The organism is Actinomadura bangladeshensis (assembly GCF_004348335.1).
GTDB classification, from domain to species: domain Bacteria; phylum Actinomycetota; class Actinomycetes; order Streptosporangiales; family Streptosporangiaceae; genus Spirillospora; species Spirillospora bangladeshensis.
This window is the reverse complement of sequence record NZ_SMJW01000080.1, coordinates 1-18,991: the sequence shown is the minus strand read 5'-3', so window position 1 is coordinate 18,991 and position 18,991 is coordinate 1. Positions and strand designations below refer to the sequence as shown.

Sequence of the window (18,991 nt, the reverse complement as noted above, 5' to 3'; positions counted from 1 at the left end):
CACTTGTCGTGCTTCGCAAGATCACTGTCGCGCTGGCCTCCGTCGGTCTCCTCGTGGGGCTCACCGCGTGCGGGAGCTCGGAGGCGTCCGATGATCCGGACGCCCCGCTGAAGGTCGCGGTCAACCCCGTCCCGCACGGCGACATCCTCGCCTACGTCAAGGACGAGCTGGCCGCCAAGGCCGGGCTCAAGATCGAGATCGTGACGTTCAACGACTACCAGCAGCCGAACACCGCGCTGAAGGAGAAGCAGGTCACGGCGAACTACTTCCAGCACGTGCCGTTCATGGAGGAGTTCGAGAAGCAGACGGGGACGAAGCTGACGTTCGTCGCGCCCGTCCACCTGGAGCCGCTCGGCGTGTACTCGAAGAAGGTCGAGAGCCTGCAGGACGTCCCGCAGGGCGCGGAGGTGGCCGTCCCGAACGACCCGGCCAACGAGGGCCGCGCGCTGAAGCTGCTCGCCGCCAACGGGCTGCTCACCCTGAAGCCGGACGCGCCGGCGACCGCGACGCCGCGCGACATCGCGACCAACCCGAAGAACCTGAAGTTCAAGCCGGTCAAGGCGGCGCAGCTGCCCCGGTCGCTGGACGACGTGGACCTGTCGGTCATCAACGGCAACTACGCCATCGAGGCCGGTCTCGCACCGAACAAGGACGCGCTCGCCGCCGAGAAGGCCGAGGGCAACCCGTACGCCAACGGCATCGTCACCCTGCCGGAGAACAAGGACGACGCGCGCGTGAAGAAGCTCGTCCAGCTGCTGCAGGGCCCCGAGGTGAAGAAGTTCGTCGAGGACAAGTACAAGGGCTCGGTGCTGATCGCCTCCTGACGCACCGGTCTCCGTCCGGACGGCGCCCCGCCGCGGGAGCGCCGTCCGGACGCAATCCCGCGCGGTTTGTCCGCAGGTCCTGATAGGACATGTGCCGACGAACACGCAAAAGGGGACCCATGGGCATCTACCAGCACCTTGAGGAATACGCCGGCCTGCCGGTGCAGACGTTCAACGAGGACACCCGGCCGGAGGACGAGGGCGCAGGAGCCGTCGATCCGACGGTCGCGGAGGAGCTGCCGGCGGCGGGCGAGGCCGCCTGGTTCGTCGGCACGTCCTTCGACGAGGAGGACTTCGGCGACGTCTTCGCGCGGTTCCTCCGGGCGGTCGACACCACCGAGGTCACCGCGCTGATCATCGGCTACTGGGGCGCCGAGTACGACAGCGGGGCCGCCGACCCGGTGGCGCTGCTCACCGGGGCGGCCGCGTCCTTCCCGAAGCTGCGGGCCCTGTTCCTCGGCGACATCACCGGCGAGGAGTCGGAGATCTCCTGGATCGAGCACTCCGACATCACGCCGCTGTTCGCCGCGTTCCCCCACCTGGAGCGCTTCGAGGTGCGCGGTTCGCAGGGCCTCGCCATCGACCCGGTCAAGAGCGACGCGCTCAAGGTGCTGCGGTTCGAGTCGGGCGGGCTGCCGGCCGCGATCGTCCGGGCCGTGGGGGCGAGCGAGCTGCCGAACCTGGAGCACCTCGACCTGTGGCTCGGCGAGGACAACTACGGCGGCGACGCGACGGTCGCCGACCTCGCGCCGCTCCTCAGCGGCGAGCGGCTGCCCGCGCTGCGCCACCTCGGCCTGGAGGACAGCGAGATCCAGGACGAGATCGCCGCCGCCGTCGCGGGCGCGCCCGTCGTCGCGCGCCTGGAGTCGCTCAGCCTCGCGATGGGGATCCTCACCGACCAGGGCGCCGAGGCGCTGCTGGCCGGGCAGCCGCTCACCCACCTGCGCAAGCTCGACCTGCACCACCACTTCCTGTCGGACGCGATGGTCGAGCGGGTGAAGGCGGCGCTGCCCGGCGTCGAGGTCGACCTCGGCGACCAGGAGAAGCCGGACGGCGACTGGCGCTTCATCGCGGTGTCCGAATGATCGACGAGCGCCTCTCGACGTTCGCCGGGCTCCCCGTGCACGCCTTCGACGGGGACCCGGAAGGCGGCCCGCTCCCGGCCCCCGCGGAGGCCGCCTGGGGGATCTACCACCACGTCCACGACAACGGCGCGTGGGGCGCCGAGGTCCCCGAGAACTTCGACCGGTTCCTCCGGGAGGTCGACACGACGCAGGTCACGCACCTCGTCATCGGCTTCTGGGGGTTCGACTGCAGCGAGTTCGACCCGGTGGAGCGGCTGGTGGACGCCGCCGACCGCCTGCCCCGCCTCCGGGCGCTGTTCCTCGGCGACATCCGCGACTGGGACCTGCACCTCTCGTGGATCAAGCACACGGACGTGTCGCCGCTGTTCGAGGCGTTCCCGGAGCTGGAGCACTTCGAGGTCCGCGGTTCGGACGGGCTGTCGTTCGCGCCGCTGGGCGGCGACGCCGGCGCGCGGCTGCGGACGCTGCGGTTCGAGGCGGTCATGCTGCCGGCCGAGCTCGTCCGGTCGGTGGCCGACAGCGATCTGCCGGGTCTGCGCCACCTCGACCTGTGGATGGGCGACGGCCAGCGGGACGGGTTCGCCTCCGCCGCCGACCTCGCGCCGATCCTCGCGGGGGAGCGGCTGCCCGCGCTGCGGCGCCTCGGCCTGGAGAACGCCGCCGCCCACGACCGGATCGCCGAGGCCGTGGCGGACGCGCCCGTCGTCGCGCGGCTGGAGTCGCTGAGCCTCGCGCTCGGCACGCTCACCGACGCGGGCGCGGAGGCGCTGCTGTCCGGCCGCCCGCTCGGCCACCTCGCCGAACTCGACCTGCACCACCACTACCTGACCGAGGAGATGGGCGCGCGGGTGCGGGAGGCGCTGCCGGGCGTCCGGGTGGACCTGGACGATCCGCGGGGCCGGCCCGAGTGGCTGAAGTCCCAGTGGCGGCGGATCGAGTACGACATGAGCGGCTCCTACATCGCGGTCGCCGAATGAGCCTCGTCGTGGTGGGGACGCCCGGCGACCGGCGCCCCGCGCTGTTCGCCGCGGCGTGCCGGTCCGCCGGGCTGCCCGAGCCGCGCCTCGTCCCGTGGACGGACGTGCTGCGCGGCATGCCCCTCGACGCGCGCGCGGGCGACGTCGTGCGCATCGACTCGCCGGGGGAGGACGGCGAGGCCGACGCGCTGCTGCGCGGCCCCGGTGATCCCTCCCGGGTGGGCGGCGGTGCACGCTGGTACCGGACGTTCACGGCGGCGCTGCGGCGGCTGTCCGCGGAGGCGTCGGCGGCCGGGGCGCGGGTCCTCGGCGACGTCGAGGAGATCGCGGTCATGTTCGACAAGCGGCTGACCCACGCGCGCCTCCAGGCCGCGGGGGTGCCCGTTCCGGCCGCGCTGCCGGGAATCGACTCTTACGGATCGCTCCGGTCCCGGATGGACGAGTCTGGGGAGCGCCGGGTGTTCGTCAAGCCGGCGCACGGCTCGTCCGCGTCCGGGGTGGTCGCCCTGCAGACCGCGCCGGGCGGCCGGGTGCGGGCCGTGACCTCGGCGTCCATGACGGGCGGCCGGTTGCTCAACTCGCTGCGCGTGCGCTCCTACGAGACCGAGGAGGAGGTCGCGGCGCTGATCGGCCTGCTCGCACCGGACGGCCTCCACGTGGAGCGGTGGCTGCCCAAGGCCACACTGGACGGCCGCGTGTTCGACCTGCGGGTCGTCGTCATCGGCGGTGAGCCCACGCACGCGGTCGTCCGGACGAGTCGCACACCGATGACCAACCTGCATCTGGGCGGAGCCAGGGGAGACCTGGAGGCCGTGCAGCGCGCGCTCGGCGAGGACCGGTGGCGGCGGGCACTCGACGTGTGCGCGCGGGCCGCAGCGTGTTTCCCGGGCAGTCAGATGGTCGGTGTCGACCTGCTTGTCGGGGCGGGCCTGAAACGGTTCGCGGTGTGCGAGGTCAACGCGTTCGGTGACCTGCTCCCCAGGCTGACCGGTCTGCCTGGTGGCCCCGCCGAGGGGCTCGACACCTATGCCGCGCAGGTTGGGTTGCTGCAATGCGCGATATGAACGCGATCATCGGCAGCCACGATCTGCTGCTGGTGACGCTCGACACGCTGCGCTACGACGTGGCCGCCGAACTCGCCGCGTCCGGCGAGACGCCCACGCTGACCGGTCTGCTGCCGGGAGGCGCCTGGGAGCGGCGGCACACGCCGGGCAGCTTCACCTATGCCGCGCACGCCGCGATGCTGGCCGGGTTCATGCCGACGCCCGCGTCCCCTGGGCCGCACCCCCGCCTGTTTGCGGGAGCGTTCCCGGGGAGCGAGACGACCGCGTCCGGTACGTGGGCGTTCGACGCCGCCGACCTGCCGTCCGGGCTCGCCGCCGCCGGGTACCACACGGTGTGCGTGGGCGGCGTCGGGTTCTTCAACAAGCTGACGCCGCTCGGATCGGCGCTGCCGTCGCTGTTCGCCGAAAGCCACTGGGAACCTGAATTCGGCGTGACCGCCCCTGAGGCCCTGCCCAACCAGATCGACCGCATCGCCCAGATCACGAGGCGGCTGCCCTCCGCTCGGCGGCTGTTCCTGCTGGTGAACGTCGCGTCCCTGCACCAGCCCAACTGGTTCTACCTGCCCGATGCCACGCGGGCGGACGGGGACACCCGCGCCAGCCACGCCGCCGCCCTCCGCCATGTCGATGCCCACATCGGCCGCCTGTTCGCACTGATGCGCCGTCCGTGCTTCGTCATCGTCTGCTCCGACCACGGGACGGCCTACGGCGAAGACGGCCACACCGGGCACCGCATCGGCCACGAGGTCGTCTGGACCGTTCCGTACGGGGAGTTCGTTCTAACGTGAAGCCTTACCAGGGATACGTGTACGCGTACCCGCACAAGACCGCCTACCGTCCGCTGGAACCTTCCCCTCCGCTGAGCGATGTGTGGGCCGGGGAGTCGCTCGATTCGCTCTTCCTCTACCTCCACGTCCCCTTCTGCGAGATGCGGTGCGGCTTCTGCAACCTCTTCACCCGCACTGGCGCGCCCGAAGAACTGACCAGCGCCTACCTGGACGCACTCGACCGGCAGGCGACCGCCGTACTCGACGCCCTGGACGCTCCCGCCTTCGCCACGGCCGCGTTCGGCGGCGGCACACCCACCTACTTCACCGCGCCTGAACTGGAACGCCTCTGCGACATCGCAGGACGGTTCCAGGGCTTCGGCTCGATCCCGCTGGGCGTGGAGACGTCACCGGCGACCGCGACCACCGACCGGCTGACCGTCCTCGCCGAACGCGGAACCACCCGCATCTCCATCGGCGTGCAGAGCTTCCTGGACGACGAGGCGCGCGCGGCCGTCCGGCCCCAGAAACGCGCCGAAGTGGAGGCCGCGCTGGACCGCATCCGTGTCGTGGGCTTCCCGACCCTCAACATCGACCTCATCTACGGCATCGACGGCCAGACGGCCGCGACATGGACGCACTCCCTGGACGCGGCTCTCGCGTGGCGCCCAGAGGAGATCTACCTGTATCCGCTGTATGTCCGACCGCTGACCGGCCTGGGACGGCGCGCCCAAGACTGGGACGACCAGCGCCTCACCCTCTACCGCATCGGCCGTGACCACCTCCTGGCCGAGGGCTACGAGCAGGTGTCGATGCGGATGTTCCGCCGGCCGGGAGATGCCGCCAACGGCACCGAGTACTGCTGCCAGACCGACGGCATGGTCGGCTTGGGGTGCGGGGCGCGTTCTTATACGTCCTCGCTGCACTACTCGTTCGAGTACGCGGTCGGCGCGAGCCAGGTGCGCTCCATCATCGACTCGTATGTGAGCGAGACCGACTTCACGACCGCCCGCGTGGGCTTTTCCCTGGACGGTGACGAGCAACGCCGCCGCCATCTGGTCCAGTCGCTTCTCCAGGCGGCGGGCGTCGACCGAGCCGCGTACCGCGCGCGCTTCGGCACCGACCCGCTGGACGACTTCGCCGCCGTTCTCGCACCGTTCGGGGAGCGTGGCTGGCTGGAGACGTCCGGCACCGTCCTGCGGCTGACGCCGGAGGGGCTCGCCTACTCCGACGCCATCGGCCCTGCGCTCTTCTCGTCACGCGTCCAGAGCCTCATGGACGCATACGAGGCGCGCTGATGGACCACCTCACGATCCTCTACCGGGGCCCGCTGGCGAGCTGCGACTACGACTGCCCCTACTGCCCGTTCGCCAAGCGGCGCGACACACCGACCCGGCTACGGGCCGACCGTGCCGCCCTGGAACGCTTCACCGCATGGGTCGCGGCCTGCGGCCATCCGGTATCCGTCCTGTTCACGCCGTGGGGCGAGGGGCTGGTCCGCTCCTGGTACCGGCAGGCGCTGACGACGCTGAGCCACCTGCCGCACGTCGAACGGGTCGCGATCCAGACCAACCTCAGCCACCGCGTCTCCTGGACGGCCGGCGCCGACCTCACCCGGCTCGCGCTGTGGGCGACCTACCATCCGGGCCAGGTGCCCTACGAACGCTTCCTCGGCAAGTGCCGCGACCTGGCCGACCGCGGCGTCCGCTTCAGCGTCGGGATCGTCGGGCAGCCCGACCACCTCGACGCCGCCCGGCGCCTGCGCGCCGACCTGCCCGCCGGCACGTACCTGTGGGTCAACGCCGCCGAAGGCCGCGTCTACGACGACGCCGAGGCCGACTCCTGGACGGAGATCGACCCGCTGTTCCCGCTCAGCCGCCGCCCGCACGCCAGCCGGGGACTCCCGTGCCGGACCGGTGAGACGGTCGTGTCGGTGGACGGCGACGGCACGGTGCGCCGCTGCCACTTCGTCCCGTCCGTCTTGGGCAACCTCTACGACGGGACGTTCCGCGACGCCCTGGCCCCGCGCCCGTGCCCTCTGGACACATGCGACTGCCACATCGGGTACGTCCACCTGGAACCCTTGGGCCTCTACGAGACCTTCACCAACGGCATCCTGGAGCGAATCCCCACTCTCCGCGCCCTCACTTGACCGAGGGTGGTCACTCCGGCGGAGTTTCGTGATGCGGCATGTGGCGAGGGACGGGAACGGGGTACGGCAGGAGCCGGACACCGGAGTGCGAGCGGAGGCGGTGCAGGGCGGGTGCTGGGAGCGCATGCTCGCGTCGGCGGCGAACTTAGGCGGTTCCGTGGAAGATCGAGATCGACCCCGATTCGTCCTCGCGCTGGAACCGGTCGAGGGCGCGGTGCGCGCCGCGCGCGACACGGTCCGCGCGGCGCTGGAGGACTGGAACCGCCAGGACGTCCACGGCGACGTCGAACTCATCACGAGCGAACTGGTCACGAACGCGATCCGCCTTGCGAACTCGGTCACGCTCGTCCTGTACCTGCCCGACGACAAGACCGCGATGGTGGAGGTGTGGGACGACAACCCGGAGGGGCCGTCCGCGCCCATCGTCGACTCGCAGGCCGAGGGCGGCCGGGGGCTGCTGCTCGTCGGCGCCCTGTCGAACTCGTGGGGCTGGCGCGCCACCGCCGACGGCAAGGTCACCTGGGCGCAGGCCCCGGCGCCCGGGTGACCGCGGGCGCCCCCTGGTGACTGGGGAAGTGCGACCAAGGGGCGCCCGCGGGCTCAGGTCTGCTTCTCGGGGGCGTAGTCGGCCTCGTCCACACCGAAGGTCCAGGCGACGCCCGCGCGCGCGGTGCGGGTCCCGGGCGGGACGCGCAGGTAGTAGGTGCGGTGCGTCCCGTCGGGCTCGGGCGTGGAGTTGACGACCTCCACCATGACCACGGGTTCGTCGCCGGGAAGCTCGATCGACCACAGGACGCCCGTCTCGTCGCGGTGCAGGGGGCGCGCACCCGTCTCGGCCAGGTAGCGGTCGTATCCGAAGATCTCCAGCATCACCCGGCGCAGCTCGGCGTTCGACTCCGACGAGATGCGGGCCGCCGTCAGGTCCGTCAGGGAGGAGACGAAATCGGGCGGGACGGGCATGCCGCGCCAGGCGTGCAGCGCGAACCCGTCCGGATACGCCAGCGCGGGGCCGTCGCCCCTGTGCAGCCGTCCGGGCTCGTCCCGGTGCAGCTCGCCGGGACGTTCCGACAGGATCACCAGCCGCTCGTAGGGCCACCACCAGCCCGCCGAACGGGCGACCTCGGCGAGCCCGGCGAGCGGGCCGTCCAGCCGTCCGAGCGACTCGAACAGCGCCAGCCACGGCGCGTCGTGCTGGCCGAGGACCGCGTCCAAAGCGGCGGCGCGCAGGAGGGACGCGGCGCGCTCGCGGTCGGGGGCGGGGGAGAGGTTCCCGGCCGCGAGGGAGCGGGCGTGGGCCTGCTCCCCGACGGCGGCGCGGACCCTCGTCACCAGCGACTGGACCTGGTTCCAGAGCAGGCCCCCGGTGTCGGCCCAGGTGCGCGGCCACTGCTCCGGCCCCTGTTCGGAGCAGGCCGCCGCACGTTCCGCCTCCCAGGGGCGGGTCCGCACGTCCGCGAGGACGCCCCGACCCGCGGTCGCGTCGCCCAGATCCGCGCGGGCCTGCTCGATCAGGTCGCCGAGCCCGGCCTCCTCCAGGGCGTCGCCGTGCCCCGCCAGGACGGCCGCCGCGACGGCGCCGCGCGCGGGGGACGGAACCCAGATGTACCGTTCGGGGGCGTCCAGGCCCGCGGCCGCGTAGGCCGCGGCCGCGCCCGCCTCGGCGCGGGCGCGGTCGGCGGGGCCGGTGCCGAACGCCGCCGACTGCCAGTCGCCGACCACGTAGTGGGTCTCGCGTACCGTTCCGGTGAGCATCCCGCCCCCTAGTCGGCCACGACGCGGACGGCGCCGGGCAGGTACTCGCGCTGGCGGATCACCCGGTACCACCCCTTGGGGAGCGTGATCGCCGCGTGCTCCTCGTGGACCAGCCGCCCGCCGGACGGCAGGTGCAGATGGTCGGGCGCGAGCGGGTCGGGGACGCGCAGCAGCGAGCCGGGCGCGGACAGCGCGTGCGCGTGCCCGGTCGCCTCGCCGAGCGCCAGCACCATGCGGCCCCGCCCGTCGCGCGGGGCCGGCGGCAGGTCGCGGACGGCCCGCGGGACGGCCTCCTCGGGCACGGGCAGGATCAGGATGTCTCCCTGTCGGTACATGCGGCGAACGTAACCACCGCCACCGACAAAATGCGGAAACGCGAGAAGCCCCGGGCCCGCGCGGTGGCGGGAGGTCAAAAGCCCCGGGTGCGGCGGGCCGCCGGGCGGGCCCACCGGCCGGACCCGCCGAGGCCGACGTGCTGGAAGGCGCGGACGAACTCGCCGCCGAGGTTCACGCCGGCGCCCAGCGCCAGCGCCACCGAGATGGCCCCGATGAGGCTCAGCACCCCCGTGTTCGGCGAGCCGGTGTTGAGCTCGACCATGCCGCGGTAGAGCGCCGTCCCGGGCAGGAGGGGGCCGATGGCGGGCACCACGAACGGCATGACCGGCTGGTTGTGCCGCCGGGCCAGCCAGTTCGCCAGGACGCCGACCACGGTCGCCGCGATCGCCGCCGCCAGCACGGGCGGAACGTTCCACCCCCGCGCGAGGACGTACAGCACCCAGATCAGCGCTCCGCCCAGGGCCGCGGCCGTGAGGACGTACTTCGGCGCGGCGAGGGAGATCGCGAACGTCACCGAGATGGCGGCGGCCGCGATGACCGCGACCGGTCGCAGCTCCGCCGCCGGTGTGGGCAGATGCCCCACGTCGATCGGCACGCCCAGGTTGACCGCGAGGTAGACGACCGCGCCGAGCCCGGCGACGATCGCCGCGATCATGAAGAAGACCTCCAGTACCCGGGCCCCGGCGCTGACCAGGTCGCCGGTGATGCCGTCCTGGATGCTGGCGACCAGCGGGCGCCCCGGCAGCAGCGCCAGGATCGCCCCGGTGACGATCGTGGCGGCCTGCCCCGGGTTGCCCATGGCCACCACCAGCGCCGCCGCGCCGGCGCCTATCGCGGCGGCGACCGTCAGCTGGAAGAACTCCGCGATCCCGCGCCGCGCGAGCGCCGCGGCGGTGCGGTCGCCGAGCAGCGTGGCGATGAACGCGGTGGTCGCCACGAGCGGACCGCCCCCGGACAGGACACTGCCGGACGCCGCGATGAGCCCCAGCGACACCACCATCAGCCAGGCCGGGTACGGGGCGCGGCCCGACTTGATCTCCCTGAGCCGGCTGTGGGCCTCGTCCAGCTCCAGCATGCCGATCGAGGCGTCCTGGACGAGTTGGTGCAGCGCGGTGAGCCGCCAGTAGGCGGGGGTGCGGCGCCGGATGGCGCGCGACCCCGTCATCGGCGGCGCGCCCTTCCCCGGGTGGGCCGAGACCAGAAGGCTGGTAAGTGTGACCTGCACCTCACAGCGGGGAAGCTCATAGGCCACGGCCAGGCTGAGCATCGCCTCATTGACGCGTTCCGTGGTCTCGCCACTGGCCAGCAGGAGTTCGCCCACGCGCAGCACGAGGTCGACCGCCCGGGGGTCGACGGCCTCGCCGGGTTCTTCTTCGGGCGGTTCCGGGGGAGACCCGTCCATCAGGACCTGCCATGTCCGCCGCAAGCGTTCGGCCGCGCGCATCCCCCCGCTCGTGCCCCCTGCCCCGCCTCGTCGCCCGTGTCGCCGATCTCGCCTGGCAGGCTACCCATGGCCTGCCTGCTCCAACGCCCCGGCTCCCCGCCTGGTCGTCCACAGAACGCGATTCTGGTGCGGGCTCTTCCGCGGCGCTGGTACGAAGGACGCATGAGCACTCCAGACGGGCTACGGGACGATGCCGAGCGGTGCCTGCGCGCCCTCGCCGGCGACCACGCGCGCCTCCGCGACGACCAGTGGACGGCGATCCGCGCACTCGTCGTCGAGCGGCGCCGGGCCCTGGTCGTGCAGCGCACCGGCTGGGGCAAGTCCGCCGTCTACTTCGTGGCGACCCGGCTGCTGCGCGAGCGCGGCGCCGGCCCGACCGTGATCGTCTCGCCGCTGCTGGCGCTGATGCGCAACCAGATCGAGGCCGCCGACCGGGCCGGCATCCACGCCCGCACGATCAACTCGTCCAACACCGACGACTGGGACCAGGTCTTCGCCGAGGTCGAGCAGGGCGCGGTGGACGTCCTGCTGGTCAGCCCGGAGCGGCTCAACAACCCCGACTTCCGCGACCTCGTCCTGCCCAAGCTCGCCGCCGGCGCCGGGCTGGTCGTCGTCGACGAGGCGCACTGCATCTCCGACTGGGGCCACGACTTCCGCCCCGACTACCGGCGGCTGCGCACCCTCCTCGCCGACCTGCCGCCCGGCATCCCGGTGCTCGCCACCACCGCGACCGCCAACGCCCGCGTCACCCAGGACGTCGCCGAGCAGCTCGCCGGCGACGACGCCCTCGTCCTGCGCGGCCCGCTGGAACGCGAGTCCCTGCACCTCGCCGTCGTCACCCTGCCGACCGCCGAGCAGCGCATCGCCTGGCTGGCGGAGCACCTCGCCGGCCTGCCGGGTTCCGGCATCATCTACACGCTCACCGTCGCCGCCGCCCACGAGATCACCGGGCACCTCCGCGACCGCGGCTACGAGGTCGCCGCCTACTCCGGCCAGACCGAGCAGGCCGAACGCCTCCGCGCCGAGCAGGACCTCCAGGACAACAAGCTCAAGGCCCTCGTCGCCACCAGCGCCCTCGGCATGGGCTTCGACAAACCCGACCTCGGGTTCATCGTCCATGTCGGCGCCCCGCAGTCGCCGGTGGCCTACTACCAGCAGATCGGACGCGCCGGGCGCGGCGTCGACCGCGCCGAGGTCATCCTGCTCCCGGGCCGCGAAGACCGCGACATCTGGGCCTACTTCGCCGGCCTGGCCTTCCCGCCGGAGCCCACCGTCCGCGCCACCCTGGAGGTCCTCGACACGGCCGACCGCCCGCTGTCCACCGGTGCCCTCGAACCGATGGTCGACCTGACCCGGTCCCGCCTGGAGATGATGCTCAAGGTCCTCGACGTGGACGGCGCGGCCCGCCGCGTCAAGGGCGGCTGGACGTCCACCGGCGAATCCTGGGCCTACGACCGCGAACGCTATGAGCGCGTCACCGCCGAACGCCGGCGCGAACAGCAGGCGATGCTCGACTACATCGCGACCCCGTCCTGCCGCGAGGAGTACCTGCGCCGCCAACTGGACGACCCGGACGCCGCCCCCTGCGGCCGCTGCGACAACTGCACGGGCCGCCACTGGCCGACCGACGTCACCCAGGAGGGCACCGCCCAGGCCCGCAACCGCCTGCACCGCCCCGGGGTCGACATCGCTCCCCGCCGCATGTGGCCCACCGGCGTCAAGGACGACCTCGGCGTCTCCGGCCGCATCAGACCCGACCTCCAGGCCGAGACCGGCCGCGCCCTGGGCCGCCTCACCGACATCGGCTGGGGCAACCGCCTCCGCGAACTGTTCGCGGCCCCCGACACCGACGTCCCCGCCGACCTGGTGGACGCCGTCGTCAAGGTCCTGGCGGCCTGGGACTGGCCGGCCCGCCCCACGGCGGTGGTGACGATCGGTTCCCGCTCCCGCCCCCGCCTGGTGACGACCTTCGGCCGGCGCATAGCCCAGATAGGCCGCCTGACCTACCTGGGCGAACTGACCCCCGTGGGCGACCCCGTCCCCCGCCGCCACAACAGCGCCCAGCGCCTCCGCTCCGTCTGGCACGCCCTCGCCGTCCCCGAAGACCTGGCCACGGCCCTCCGCACCGACTCGGGCCCCGTCCTCCTGGTGGACGACCGCATGGAGACCGGCTGGACCATGACAGTGGCCACCCGCCTGCTCAAGGAAGCAGGCGCCGAAACGATCCTCCCCCTGACCCTCGCAACCCCCGGTTGATGTGGCGCGGGTGGACGGGGCGGGGCTACTCGGCAGGCGTGTAACCGGTCTGCGAGAAGGCGCCCTTGGTAAAGGCGAGAATCTTGGCCGGACGCACCGCGAAGACCAGCGCGACACCCCCATCAGCGTGGGAGAAGCCGTCGTCGGTCGCGTGGAACTGCCATTGGCCGTCCCACTTGCCCGCCCAGGCGGCGGCGAGCCGTTCGAGGACGGCGCGCTCGGTGACACGCTCGGCGACGCCCTCGACGACCACATCGAGCCCCTCGTCCCAGCGGCTGCAGCCGGTGGTCAAGGCCACCTGCGAGTTTCCGTCGAGGTTCACGGCCTTCTGCTCCTCGGGACCTGTCGTGAAGTAGAGCGCCTCATCGAGCCACACGGCCACGAGGGGAGTCACATGGGGCCGCCCGTCGGAGCGGACGGTCGTGATCCAGGACAGTTGTGCGGACTCCAGCGCCGCCCGGGTCGTCGCCCAGGGCACCGCCCGAGCTGCGGGATCGCTGAAACGCTCGTCGAGCCGAGGCATGGGTTCCTTCATGATCATTCCGATCGGTTCTGTGCGGGCAAGAGGTCACCGACGATGCGGTCGATACGGGACGCCGCCGCCATGTCGGGGCTGAAGCGGTTGCGCATCACCGCGACGGCCACGCCGGAGTCGATGTCGGCGTAGGCGGCCGAGCCGTTCATGCCGACCATGCCGAGAGTCGATCCGGGCCGGGAGAGGACGCCGCCGGGGCGGAAGGTGCTGAAACCAAAGGCCCACGTCGCCGTCATACCCATGACCTCGTCCAGGCCCTCGTAGTGCACCGCGGCCATATCGGCGAGCCGAGCGGGCGAGACCAGTTCGACCCCGTCGACGTGGCCCAGCAGGGCGGCGTAGACACGGGCCGCGCCACGCGCGGTCATGGTGCCGCCCGACGGAATGTCCGAGCGCAGGACATCGGGCCGATTGGCGAAGCGGGCATCAGGCCGGATACCCGGCGGAACGGCCTTGTCCTGCGGCGATCCAGGCTCTGGTTCGCCCGGCGCGTGCCGCGGGGGCATGTCGTTTGGGCGGGCATGCTCTGGCTCCTCTGGGCGGCGGTTGCGTGAGTTGCCTGGTTGTGCGGTCTTCGTATGGACCTGCGTGCGCCCAGATATTCATCGGTCGGGGTCCTCGGTTCCTTGGAACCGCGGTCTGGTGTCGCCGGGTGCTGTTGGTACCGGCCGGCTCTGCGGGTGTTCGTGGCACGTGGGGTGCCGAGGGGCCGGGTCGGCATACCCGGGGGCGTTGTGCTCGGGTGGGGGATCGTCGGCCGCCCGCGCGCCCCCGCAGGGCGCGGGCGGGACGATCGTGCCGGCCCGTGCGCGCGGCCCCGCGCACGGGCCGGCGGCCTGCCCCGGCGCCGCGGCGGAGAAGGGCCGCGGCGAACGGGAGTCGGGGCGCCGAGCGGCGGCCCCGGCGGCCGGCACCGCCGGGGCACGCCCGGAACGCCGCCGTCCTGCGTGGGACGGATGACGGCGGCGGGGAGCGGCTCGGGAGAAAGTGTCCTAGAGATTAGAAAACTCTGTCCACTTGTTTGCAAGAACATCTTGAGATAAGTTCAGGGGGAAATGTCATCATTTCCCGCTGAGTTGGCCGTACGGCCATTTCTGCGGGGCGGCGGAACGGGTAGTAATGTCCCTCAGCGTGTCACCGAGTCTCGATGCCCTTGTGGACTGCCCGTCCGGGCTGCTCGACATGACGTTCGATCAGCTGCGGACCCTCCTGGTGGTGCACGAGACCGGGTCGGCGCTGCGGGCCGCGCGGGTTCTCGGGCGCGAGCAGTCCAGTGTCCAGAAGCAGCTCGACATCCTGAACCGCAATAGCCAGATGCTGTGCGGTGAGGTGCTGACCGTCCGGCAGGGGCGCGGCAAGGACTACCTGTTCACCCCCACGGGCGAGACCACCGTCGAGCGGGCGCGCATGACGTTCGACAAATGGCTTGAGTCCATTCATCTGAGCCGCCGCCGCCTCGGGCGGATGCTGACCGTCGGCACCACCGAGTTCACGCTGCCGATCGTGTCCCGGGCCTGGAACCGGGTTTCGGAGGAGTTCCGGCAGCGGGAGGTGGAGTTCAAGGTCGCCCACGTCCGCACCAAGGACGTGTGGTCGCGCCTGGAGAACCGGCAGGTCGATCTCGTGTGCGGCAGCATCGTCAGCACCCCGGAGGGCGACCTCCGCCTGAAGGAGTACGAGGTCATCGAGTACGCGCGGGGCCAGGCGCTGCTGCTGACCAACCTGCCGGAGAACGAGCTGCCGGACAGGCCGGTCGAGACGAGCGGGCTCGGGCGCGTCCCGCTGGTGCTGCCGCCCGCCGGCCTGGTCGCCGATCTGCTCGCCACCTGGTACGGGACGAACTTCCGGGAGCGCCTCAACGTCGTCGCCGACATCGACGACGTCCACTACGGGCTGTCGCTGCTGCGGTCGGGGTTCGTACGCGGCTGCATGATCGTCACCGGGTCGATCGGACGCGGCATGGCCGCCCAGGACGACCCCGATGCGGCCCCCCTGCGCGCCATCCGGCTGCATGACGACCTGGAGCCCAAGGCCGAGCTGATGACCGGCGCGTTCGTCCGGCGCGCCGACCTGGAGCGCTACGACGCCGGCCACCCTCTCAACCGCCTCTGGGCGGCGGTCAAGGAAGACGTCCGCACCTACACCCCGCTCGCCTGACACCGCAACGGCGGCGTGAGATCGCCTGCGTCGCCGCCGGGCGTTCCAGGAGGTCGCCCCCCTGGGCCGGCACACCCCTCTACTTGATCTGGTTGTCGACCACGTCGAGGGTGGGGCGGGCGCCGAGGTGCTTCATGGCCTGGGCGGCGAGGCGGCAGCCGGCGGTGAGGGCGTCGGCGGGCTGCTTGCCGTCCAGCCAGGGCGGCAGGAAGCCCGCGACGAACGCGTCGCCGGCGCCGGTGCCGTCGATGACCTTGTCGACGGGTTCGGCGGCGACGGTGACGGGCTCGGGGCGGCCGTTGGTGTACCAGAGGGCGCCGTCGGCGCCGTTCTTGATGACGACCTGCGGGTACCAGGCGGTCAGCACCTTGGCGGCCTGCTCGGCCGTGTCGCGGCCAGTGAGGATCTCGGCCTCTTTGGCGTTGACGACGAGCAGGCGCGCGCCCTGCGTCCACTCGAGGAAGGGCTCGGCGCCCATCCGCTTGAGCGGGGAGGACGAGCCGCCGTCCACGGAGACGGACATCTGCGCCTTGCGGGCGAGGTCCAGGGTGTGGATGGCGGCCTTCCGGGAGCCCTCGTTGATCAGCGAGTAGCCGGACAGGTGCAGGTGGGTGCCCTGCGTGAACAGGTCTTTGCAGCGCTCGATGTCCTCGGGGAGGAGCGCGCCGTTGGCGCCGGGATCGGACAGCATCGTCCGGTCGCCTTTGTGCGTGACCATCACCACGCAGGTGCCGGTGGGACGCTCCTGGTCCATGACGAGGCGGGCGTCGACGCCGTACCCCATCATCTCCATGTCCCGGTTCCGGCCCGCGATGTCGGAGCCGCGGCGTCCGACGAACGCGGTCTCGACTCCTTCCAGGGCGAGCCAGGCGGCCACGTTGGCGCCCGAGCCGCCCCCGTGGGTCGTCACGGCGGCGGGCGTGTCGCTCCCCTTTGCCAAGGGGAACGCGGCACGCGCCACGGTGTCTGTCATAAGATCGCCGACCACGACCACGCGCGTCATGGAGTCATCACCTCGATCAACACGGCCCGCGCGAGCGGCAACACTGGGCGTGTGGTCGACCGTAACAGCTCTTGAGCCCGGATTAGGTCTCGAACGCGCAGCGAAACCCGGGGAAGCCCGTTTTTTCCCACGCGGGGCCTGAGGGGTCCGTGCCTTACCCTCGGGTACGTGACCGAGGGTTATCCGGATCAGTGGGAGGCCGACGTCGTCCTGAGCGACGGCGGGACGGCCCATCTGCGTCCCATCCGGCCCGATGACGCCGGCCTGCTGCGCTCGTTCCACGCGCGGCTGTCCCCGGAGTCGATCTACTACCGGTTCTTCTCGCCGCGCCCGCACCTGTCGGACCGTGACGTCGAGCACTTCACGACCGTCGACCACGACCGGCGTGTCGCGCTGATCGCCACGATCGCGGGGGTGATGGTGGCGGTCGTCCGCTATGACCGGCTCGGTGAGCGGCCGGAGACGGCGGAGGTCGCGTTCCTGGTGGAGGACGCGCACCAGGGCCGCGGCCTCGGCGCGGTGCTGCTGGAGCACATCGCGGCGGCGGCGCGGGAGCGCGGCGTGCGGCGGTTCGTGGCGAGCGTGCTGCCCGACAACCGGCGGATGACGCGGGTGTTCCGGGAGGCCGGCTACCGGGCCGAGCAGCGGTTCGAGGAGGGCGTGATCGAGCTCGTCCTCGACCTGGAGCCGACCGAGACCTCGCTGGAGGTCATGACGGCCCGCGAGCACCGGGCCGAGTCGCGGTCGATCCAGCGGCTGCTGTTCCCGGGGTCGGTCGCGGTGATCGGGGCGAGCCGCGCGGAGCACAGCGTCGGGCAGACCGTCCTGCGCAACCTGCTGGGCGGGGACTTCACCGGGCCCGTCTACCCGGTGCACCCGACGGCCGTGGCGGTCGCGGGCGTGCGGGCGTACGCGTCGGTCCTGGAGATCCCGGACGATGTGGATCTCGCGGTCGTCGCCGTCCGCGCCGACGCCGTCCACGAGGTCGTGGAGCAGTGCGCGGGCAAGGGCGTGCGCGGGCTGGTCGTGGTGTCGTCCGGCTTCGGCGAGGTCGGTGAGGAGGGACGCGCCGCCCAGAAGGAGCTGGTGAGCCTGGCACGCGCCTATGGGATGCGCGTCGTCGGCCCCAACTGCCTCGGCATCGCCAACACCGACACGGACGTGCGGCTCAACGCGACCCTGGCGCCGACCATGCCGGGACGGGGGCCGGTGGGCTTCTTCTCCCAGTCCGGTGCGCTGGGCATCGCCATCCTGCAGTGGACGGCCGAACGCGGCCTCGGCCTGTCGACGTTCGTGTCGGCCGGGAACCGGGCGGACGTCTCCGGCAACGACCTCATGCAGTACTGGGAGGAGGATCCGGCGACCAAGGCCGTCCTGCTCTACCTGGAGTCGCTGGGCAACCCCCGCAAGTTCGCGCGGCTGGCGCGCCGGCTCGGCCGCCGCAAGCCGATCGTGGCGGTGAAGAGCGGCCGCAGCACGCAGGGCGTCCCGCTCGGGCACGCCGCGCAGGCCCTCACGCTGCCCGACCACGCGGTCAGCGCGCTGTTCGAGCAGGCCGGCGTCATCCGGGTCGAGGACCTGGCGGAGCTGTTCGACGTCGCGCAGGTGCTGGCCTACCAGCCGCTCCCGGCCGGCGACCGCATCGCGATCATCGACAACTCCAACTCGCTCGGGCTGCTCGCGCAGGACGAGGCCGTCGCGCTCGGCCTGGACGTCCGGCCGCGCATCGACCTCGGCCCCCGCGCGGACGCCGACGACTACGAGGCCGCCCTCGCCGGCGCGCTCGCCGACGACACGGTCGACGCCGTCGTGGCGCTGTTCACGCCGCCGACGATCGGCGGGTACGACGTCCGCGTCCCGCAGAAGATCCTCCGGCTCGCCGGCGGCAGCGGGAAGCCGATCGTGGCGACCTACCTGGGCAGCGAGGGCATGCCCGCCGAGCTGCGCGTCCCCGGCCCGGACGGGATGCCCGCCGAGGGCTCGGTACCGTCCTACGCCTCGCCGGAGGACGCCGTCCGGGCGCTGGCGTACGTGATCAGGTACGCGCAGTGGCGGCAGCGCCCCACGGGGCGCACGCCGGTGTTCGAGGACGTCGACCGCGCCCGCGCGCGCGTCCTGGTCGCGGGCTGGCTCGGCGACGGCGACGGCGGCCCGGTGGACGTCCCGCCGAAGCAGGCCGCCGAGCTGCTCGCCTGCTACGGCATCGAGGTCGCGGGCGGCGGCGACGGCGTGCCGACCCGCATCGTGGTCCGGGAGGACCGCTCGTTCGGCCCGCTGATCTCGTTCGGCATCGCCGACGAGACCGCCGAGCTGCTGGACGACCGCGCCTACCGCCTGTCGCCGCTCGCGGACGTGGACGCCGCCGAGATGATCCGCGCGATCCGCACCGCCCCGCTGCTGCTCGGCCACCGCGGTGCCGAACCCGTGGAGGTGGCGGCGCTCGAGCAGTTGCTGCTGCGCGCGTCCCGCCTCGGCTACGACCTGCCCGAGGTGGCGCGCCTCGAACTGGACCCCGTCATGGCGGACGGGGGCGGCGCCACCGTGCGCCGGGCGGCGCTGACGCTGGAGCGCCCCCTCGGCCCCCGCGCCGAAATGGGCCCCCGCCGCCTCTGACACCGGCCCGGGGGCGCAAGGTCAGC

Annotated in this window: 17 protein-coding genes; 11 read left to right on the top strand and 6 right to left on the bottom strand. The window is 72.4% G+C overall.

The features are described from left to right. The first annotated feature begins 8 nt into the window (after positions 1–8). The 8 genes from E1284_RS17555 to E1284_RS17520 all read left to right on the top strand — a co-directional run bounded on the left by E1284_RS17555 (position 9) and on the right by E1284_RS17520 (position 7,416). Positions 9–824 carry a MetQ/NlpA family ABC transporter substrate-binding protein gene (locus E1284_RS17555; RefSeq protein ID WP_131940186.1) on the top strand — a complete coding sequence of 272 codons (816 nt, stop codon included), beginning with the start codon at positions 9–11 and terminating at the stop codon, positions 822–824. A gap of 119 nt (positions 825–943) precedes the next feature. After that, positions 944–1,909, top strand: a complete 966-nt coding sequence (locus tag E1284_RS17550; protein WP_131940184.1) for an STM4015 family protein — start codon at positions 944–946, stop codon at positions 1,907–1,909. After that, complete coding sequence (locus E1284_RS17545; RefSeq protein ID WP_207923811.1) at positions 1,906–2,886, top strand: STM4015 family protein; 981 nt, start codon at positions 1,906–1,908, stop codon at positions 2,884–2,886. Before E1284_RS17550 ends, E1284_RS17545 begins: the two co-directional genes overlap by 4 nt. Beyond that, positions 2,883–3,950: an STM4014 family protein gene (locus E1284_RS17540; RefSeq protein ID WP_131940182.1), complete on the top strand. Its 1,068-nt coding sequence runs from the start codon at positions 2,883–2,885 to the stop codon at positions 3,948–3,950. The genes E1284_RS17545 and E1284_RS17540 overlap by 4 nt, the downstream gene beginning before the upstream one ends. Next, positions 3,938–4,738, top strand: a complete 801-nt coding sequence (locus tag E1284_RS17535) for an STM4013/SEN3800 family hydrolase (protein WP_131940180.1) — start codon at positions 3,938–3,940, stop codon at positions 4,736–4,738. Before E1284_RS17540 ends, E1284_RS17535 begins: the two co-directional genes overlap by 13 nt. Beyond that, complete coding sequence (locus tag E1284_RS17530; RefSeq protein WP_243714548.1) at positions 4,735–6,015, top strand: STM4012 family radical SAM protein; 1,281 nt, start codon at positions 4,735–4,737, stop codon at positions 6,013–6,015. The genes E1284_RS17535 and E1284_RS17530 overlap by 4 nt, the downstream gene beginning before the upstream one ends. Then, entirely contained in the window at positions 6,015–6,869 is an 855-nt protein-coding gene (locus E1284_RS17525; RefSeq protein WP_131940178.1) for an STM4011 family radical SAM protein, read from the top strand. Before E1284_RS17530 ends, E1284_RS17525 begins: the two co-directional genes overlap by 1 nt. A 157-nt stretch (positions 6,870–7,026) precedes the next feature. Next, positions 7,027–7,416, top strand: coding sequence for an ATP-binding protein (locus tag E1284_RS17520; RefSeq protein WP_165965313.1), 390 nt, complete (start codon positions 7,027–7,029; stop codon positions 7,414–7,416). Between the two features lie 53 nt (positions 7,417–7,469). On the opposite strand, the gene E1284_RS17515 is transcribed toward E1284_RS17520, so the two are convergent. From E1284_RS17515 to E1284_RS17505, 3 genes are all read right to left on the bottom strand, one after another. Continuing rightward, on the bottom strand, positions 7,470–8,621 hold the full coding sequence (locus tag E1284_RS17515) for a DUF6745 domain-containing protein (protein WP_131940174.1): 1,152 nt from the start codon (positions 8,619–8,621) through the stop codon (positions 7,470–7,472). A gap of 8 nt (positions 8,622–8,629) precedes the next feature. Next, the gene (locus E1284_RS17510; protein WP_131940172.1) at positions 8,630–8,956 is read right to left on the bottom strand and encodes a hypothetical protein; all 327 of its coding nucleotides are present in this window, start codon (positions 8,954–8,956) and stop codon (positions 8,630–8,632) included. A 74-nt stretch (positions 8,957–9,030) separates the two neighbouring features. Then, positions 9,031–10,359 (bottom strand): threonine/serine exporter family protein, encoded by a 1,329-nt coding sequence (locus E1284_RS17505; RefSeq protein WP_131940170.1) that lies wholly within the window; start codon positions 10,357–10,359, stop codon positions 9,031–9,033. 204 nt (positions 10,360–10,563) lie between these two features. Here E1284_RS17505 and E1284_RS17500 point away from each other — a divergent pair, with 204 nt between their 5' ends. After that, positions 10,564–12,657 (top strand): RecQ family ATP-dependent DNA helicase, encoded by a 2,094-nt coding sequence (locus tag E1284_RS17500; RefSeq protein ID WP_131940168.1) that lies wholly within the window; start codon positions 10,564–10,566, stop codon positions 12,655–12,657. A 25-nt stretch (positions 12,658–12,682) separates the two neighbouring features. Here E1284_RS17500 and E1284_RS17495 read toward each other — a convergent pair whose 3' ends face one another. Both E1284_RS17495 and E1284_RS17490 read right to left on the bottom strand, forming a co-directional pair. Then, positions 12,683–13,198, bottom strand: a complete 516-nt coding sequence (locus tag E1284_RS17495; protein WP_207923810.1) for a pyridoxamine 5'-phosphate oxidase family protein — start codon at positions 13,196–13,198, stop codon at positions 12,683–12,685. Then, the gene (locus tag E1284_RS17490) at positions 13,195–13,698 is read right to left on the bottom strand and encodes a serine hydrolase (protein WP_131940166.1); all 504 of its coding nucleotides are present in this window, start codon (positions 13,696–13,698) and stop codon (positions 13,195–13,197) included. Before E1284_RS17490 ends, E1284_RS17495 begins: the two co-directional genes overlap by 4 nt. A 625-nt stretch (positions 13,699–14,323) precedes the next feature. On the opposite strand from E1284_RS17490, the gene E1284_RS17485 reads away from it, so the two are divergent. After that, complete coding sequence (locus E1284_RS17485; RefSeq protein ID WP_207923809.1) at positions 14,324–15,349, top strand: LysR family transcriptional regulator; 1,026 nt, start codon at positions 14,324–14,326, stop codon at positions 15,347–15,349. A gap of 79 nt (positions 15,350–15,428) precedes the next feature. On the opposite strand, the gene E1284_RS17480 is transcribed toward E1284_RS17485, so the two are convergent. Beyond that, positions 15,429–16,352, bottom strand: coding sequence for a carbohydrate kinase family protein (locus E1284_RS17480; RefSeq protein WP_131940165.1), 924 nt, complete (start codon positions 16,350–16,352; stop codon positions 15,429–15,431). Between the two features lie 168 nt (positions 16,353–16,520). Here E1284_RS17480 and E1284_RS17475 point away from each other — a divergent pair, with 168 nt between their 5' ends. Further along, complete coding sequence (locus E1284_RS17475; RefSeq protein WP_131940163.1) at positions 16,521–18,965, top strand: bifunctional acetate--CoA ligase family protein/GNAT family N-acetyltransferase; 2,445 nt, start codon at positions 16,521–16,523, stop codon at positions 18,963–18,965. Positions 18,966–18,991: the final 26 nt, after the last annotated feature.